Raw genomic sequence first — 5728 nt, forward strand, 5'->3', positions numbered from 1 at the left:
GTCGGTGGCAGCACCGATGATGCGGGCTTTTTCATCCGGAATAACAAAGTCGTTAACACCGATGGAAACGCCGGAGATGGTCGAATAGGCAAAACCGGTGTACATCAACTGGTCAGCGAAGATGACGGTATCTTTCAAACCAACCACGCGATAGCACTGGTTGATCAGCTTGGAGATCGCTTTTTTCTTCATCGGCAGGTTGACGACGTCGAAGGACAAGCCTTTTGGCACAACCTGGAACAACAGCGCACGGCCGACGGTAGTGTCGACGATGCGGGTGTTGGTCACGCTGCCGCCATCACGATCGTTCACGGTTTCGTTGATCCGCACCTTGACCTTGGCATGCAGTGCGGCTTCGCCGGCACGGAACACACGGTCAACTTCCTGCAGATCCGCGAACACACGACCTTCGCCCTTGGCGTTGATCGCTTCACGAGTCATGTAGTACAGACCCAATACAACGTCCTGCGACGGAACGATGATTGGCTCACCGTTAGCTGGCGACAGAATGTTGTTGGTCGACATCATCAACGCACGCGCTTCCAGCTGGGCTTCCAGCGTCAGCGGTACGTGCACGGCCATTTGGTCGCCGTCGAAGTCGGCGTTGTACGCAGCACAGACCAGAGGGTGCAGCTGGATAGCCTTACCTTCGATCAGTACCGGTTCAAACGCCTGGATACCCAGACGGTGAAGGGTCGGTGCACGGTTGAGGAGAACCGGGTGTTCGCGAATCACTTCAGCGAGAACGTCCCAAACCTCTGGCAGCTCGCGCTCGACCATCTTCTTGGCGGCTTTGATGGTGGTAGCGAGACCACGCATTTCAAGCTTGCCGAAAATGAACGGCTTGAACAGCTCCAGAGCCATCTTCTTCGGCAGACCGCACTGGTGCAGACGCAGGGTCGGACCAACGGTAATTACCGAACGACCGGAGTAGTCAACACGCTTACCGAGCAAGTTCTGACGGAAACGACCCTGTTTACCCTTGATCATGTCAGCCAGGGATTTCAGAGGACGCTTGTTGGAACCGGTGATAGCGCGGCCACGACGACCGTTGTCGAGCAGTGCGTCGACAGCTTCCTGCAACATACGCTTTTCGTTGCGCACGATGATGTCCGGAGCGGACAGATCAAGCAGGCGCTTCAAGCGGTTGTTACGGTTGATCACTCGACGATACAGATCGTTGAGGTCGGAAGTCGCGAAACGACCGCCATCCAATGGGACCAGTGGACGCAGATCTGGTGGCAGAACCGGCAGAACGGTCAGCACCATCCACTCTGGCAGGTTGCCGGAACCCTGGAAGGCTTCCATCAACTTCAGACGCTTGGACAGCTTCTTGATCTTGGTTTCCGAGTTGGTTTGCGGAATTTCTTCACGCAGGCGGCCAATCTCGTGCTCCAGGTCGATAGCGTGCAGCAGTTCGCGGACAGCTTCGGCACCCATGCGGGCATCGAAATCGTCGCCGAACTCTTCCAGCGCTTCGAAGTACTGCTCGTCGTTGAGTAGCTGACCTTTTTCAAGGGTAGTCATGCCTGGATCGATAACGACATAGCTCTCGAAGTAGAGAACGCGTTCGATATCACGCAGGGTCATGTCCATCAGCAAGCCGATACGGGACGGCAGCGATTTCAGGAACCAGATGTGGGCAACCGGCGAGGCCAGCTCGATGTGCGCCATGCGCTCACGACGAACTTTTGCCAGCGCAACTTCAACGCCGCACTTCTCGCAGATCACGCCACGGTGCTTCAAGCGCTTGTACTTACCGCACAGGCACTCGTAATCCTTTACCGGGCCAAAGATCTTGGCGCAGAACAGACCGTCACGCTCAGGTTTGAACGTACGGTAGTTGATGGTTTCCGGCTTTTTAACTTCACCGAACGACCACGAACGGATCATCTCAGGCGATGCCAATCCAATACGGATGGCGTCGAACTCTTCGACTTGACCCTGGTTTTTCAGCAAATTCAGTAGGTCTTTCAAGGCCTTTCCTCCTGGCGGAGCAGAGAGCGGGCAATCCTGCCCCGCTCTCGATTCGCGTCACGTGTTATTCGGTTTCCAGATCGATATCNGAGCGGGCAATCCTGCCCCGCTCTCGATTCGCGTCACGTGTTATTCGGTTTCCAGATCGATATCGATGCCGAGGGAACGAATTTCCTTGATCAACACGTTGAAGGACTCGGGCATGCCCGGCTCCATACGGTGATCGCCGTCCACGATGTTTTTGTACATCTTGGTCCGGCCGTTCACATCGTCCGACTTCACTGTGAGCATTTCTTGCAGAGTGTAAGCAGCACCGTATGCTTCCAGTGCCCAGACCTCCATCTCCCCGAAACGCTGACCACCGAACTGCGCCTTACCACCCAGCGGTTGCTGGGTAACCAGGCTGTACGAACCGGTAGAACGAGCGTGCATCTTGTCGTCTACCAAGTGGTTCAGCTTCAGCATGTACATGTAGCCAACAGTAACCGGGCGCTCGAACTTGTTGCCGGTACGGCCGTCGGTCAGCTGCATCTGGCCGCTTTCTGGCAGGTCTGCCAGTTTCAGCATGGCCTTGATTTCGCTTTCCTTGGCGCCGTCGAACACTGGAGTGGCCATTGGAACACCGCCACGCAGGTTCTTCGCCAGATCCAGGATTTCCTGATCGGAGAAGCTATCCAGGTCTTCGTTACGACCGCCGATCTGGTTGTAGATCTCGTCCAGGAAAGTGCGAAGTTCAGCAACCTTACGTTGCTCTTCGACCATCCGGTTGATCTTCTCGCCCAGCCCTTTGGCCGCGAGGCCCAGGTGGGTTTCAAGGATCTGACCAACGTTCATACGCGAAGGTACGCCCAACGGGTTGAGGACGACGTCGACCGGGGTGCCATTGGCATCGTGCGGCATGTCTTCAACCGGCATGATCACGGAAACCACACCTTTGTTACCGTGACGACCGGCCATCTTGTCGCCCGGCTGGATGCGGCGACGGATTGCCAGGTAAACCTTGACGATTTTCAGCACGCCTGGAGCCAGGTCATCGCCCTGCTGCAGCTTGCGCTTCTTGTCTTCGAACTTGTCGTCCAGCAGACGGCGGCGATCAACGATGTAGGCCTGAGCCTTCTCGAGCTGCTCGTTCAGAGCATCTTCAGCCATGCGCAGTTTGAACCACTGGCCGTGCTCAAGACCGTCGAGAACTTCGTCGGTGATTTCCTGACCTTTCTTCAGGCCGGCGCCGCCTTCGGCTTTGTGGCCGACCAGAGCGGAACGCAGACGTTCGAAAGTGGCGCCTTCAACGATACGGAACTCTTCGTTCAGATCCTTGCGGATCTCGTCGAGTTGAGTCTTCTCGATCGACAGTGCACGAGCATCACGCTCAACGCCGTCGCGGGTGAAGACCTGTACGTCGATTACAGTACCCTTGGTGCCGGTAGGCACGCGCAGGGAGGTGTCTTTAACGTCGCTGGCTTTTTCACCGAAGATTGCACGCAGCAGTTTTTCTTCCGGAGTCAGCTGGGTCTCGCCTTTCGGAGTGACCTTACCGACCAGGATGTCGCCAGCGCCTACTTCAGCACCTACATAAACGATACCGGCTTCGTCCAGCTTGTTCAGTGCAGCCTCACCCACGTTCGGGATGTCTGCAGTGATTTCCTCTGGCCCAAGCTTGGTGTCACGCGCCACACAGGTCAGTTCCTGAATGTGGATCGTGGTGAAACGGTCTTCCTGAACAACACGCTCGGACAGGCAGATGGAGTCTTCGAAGTTGAAGCCGTTCCATGCCATGAACGCGATGCGCATGTTCTGACCCAGAGCCAGTTCACCCATATCGGTGGACGGGCCATCGGCCATGATGTCGCTGCGCTGAACCCGATCACCCTTGCTCACCAGCGGACGCTGGTTGATGCAGGTGTTCTGGTTGGAGCGGGTGTACTTGGTCAGGTTGTAGATGTCGACACCGGCTTCACCGGTTTCAACTTCATCATCGGCAACACGAACCACGATACGGCTGGCATCGACAGAGTCGATCACGCCGCCACGACGAGCCACGACGCAAACGCCGGAGTCACGGGCTACGTTACGCTCCATGCCGGTACCTACCAGCGGCTTGTCAGCGCGCAGGGTCGGTACAGCTTGACGCTGCATGTTCGAACCCATCAACGCACGGTTGGCGTCGTCGTGCTCGAGGAACGGGATCAGCGACGCTGCAACCGAAACTACCTGCTTCGGCGATACGTCCATCAAGGTGACGTCTTCTGGCGCCTTGACGGTGAACTCGTTCAAGTGACGAACAGCTACCAGCTCGTCGACCAGGACTTTCTTGTCGTTCATCGTGGCCGAAGCCTGGGCGATCACGTGATCGGCCTCTTCGATGGCGGACAGGAACACGATCTCGTCGGTGACCAGGGCGTCTTTCACCACGCGGTACGGGCTCTCGAGGAAGCCGTACTGGTTGGTGCGCGCATAGGCGGCCAGGGAGTTGATCAGACCGATGTTCGGACCTTCCGGCGTTTCAATCGGGCATACACGACCGTAGTGAGTCGGGTGTACGTCACGGACTTCGAAGCCTGCACGTTCGCGAGTCAAACCACCTGGGCCGAGTGCAGAGACACGACGTTTGTGGGTGATCTCGGACAGCGGGTTGTTCTGGTCCATGAACTGGGAGAGCTGGCTGGAACCGAAGAACTCTTTCACCGCCGCAGCCACTGGCTTGGCGTTGATCAGGTCTTGCGGCATCAGGCCTTCGCTTTCAGCCATCGACAGACGCTCTTTGACCGCACGCTCAACACGCACCAGGCCAACGCGGAACTGGTTCTCGGCCATTTCGCCTACGCAGCGAACACGACGGTTACCCAGGTGGTCGATGTCATCGACGATGCCTTTACCGTTACGGATATCGACCAGAGTCTTCAGAACCGCGACGATGTCTTCTTTGCACAACACGCCCGAACCTTCGATCTCGGTACGACCGATACGACGGTTGAACTTCATCCGGCCGACCGCAGACAGGTCATAGCGCTCAGGGCTGAAGAACAGGTTGTTGAACAGCGTCTCGGCAGCGTCTTTGGTTGGCGGCTCGCCTGGACGCATCATGCGATAGATCTCGACCAGCGCTTCCAATTGGTTGCTGGTGGAGTCGATCTTCAGGGTGTCGGAGACGAACGGACCGCAGTCGATATCGTTGGTGTACAGAGTTTCGATGCGAACAACGCCGGCCTTGGCAATTTTTGCCAGAATTTCGGTGCTCAGCTCGGTGTTGCACTCTGCCAGGATTTCGCCGGTAGCCGGATGCACGATGACCTTGGCGGTAGTGCGACCCAGAACGTAGTCCAGAGGCACTTCCAGCTCTTTGATCCCGGCTTTTTCCAGCTGGTTGATGTGGCGAGCGGTGATACGACGACCCTGCTCGACAATAACCTTGCCCTTGTCATCCTGAATGTCGAGGACGGCAATTTCACCGCGCAGACGCTGAGGCACCAGCTCCAGGCTCAGGCTCTCGCCTTTCACGTGGAATACGTTGGTGGTGTAGAACGCGTCCAGCACTTCTTCAGTGGTGTAACCCAACGCGCGCAGCAGTACCGATGCAGGCAGCTTGCGACGACGGTCGATACGCACGAATACGCAATCCTTCGGGTCGAACTCAAAGTCCAGCCACGAACCGCGGTAAGGAATGATGCGCGCGGAGTACAGCAGTTTGCCGGAGCTGTGCGTCTTGCCACGGTCGTGGTCGAAGAACACGCCCGGGGAACGGTGCAGCTGG

The 5728-nt window shown here is 57.1% G+C and carries 2 protein-coding genes; both read right to left on the minus strand.

Translation table 11 applies throughout. The features are described 5' to 3' along the window. A partial coding sequence (gene rpoC, locus HCU66_RS26590) for a DNA-directed RNA polymerase subunit beta' (RefSeq protein WP_205891344.1) occupies positions 1–1977 on the minus strand: 1977 nt, incomplete at its 3' end. Between the two features lie 129 nt (positions 1978–2106). Continuing rightward, positions 2107–5728: DNA-directed RNA polymerase subunit beta (gene rpoB, locus HCU66_RS26595; RefSeq protein ID WP_205891345.1), on the minus strand; the 3622-nt coding region annotated here is incomplete at its 5' end.

Source organism: Pseudomonas frederiksbergensis (assembly GCF_017114915.1).
In the GTDB taxonomy this organism is placed as follows: domain Bacteria; phylum Pseudomonadota; class Gammaproteobacteria; order Pseudomonadales; family Pseudomonadaceae; genus Aquipseudomonas; species Aquipseudomonas frederiksbergensis_I.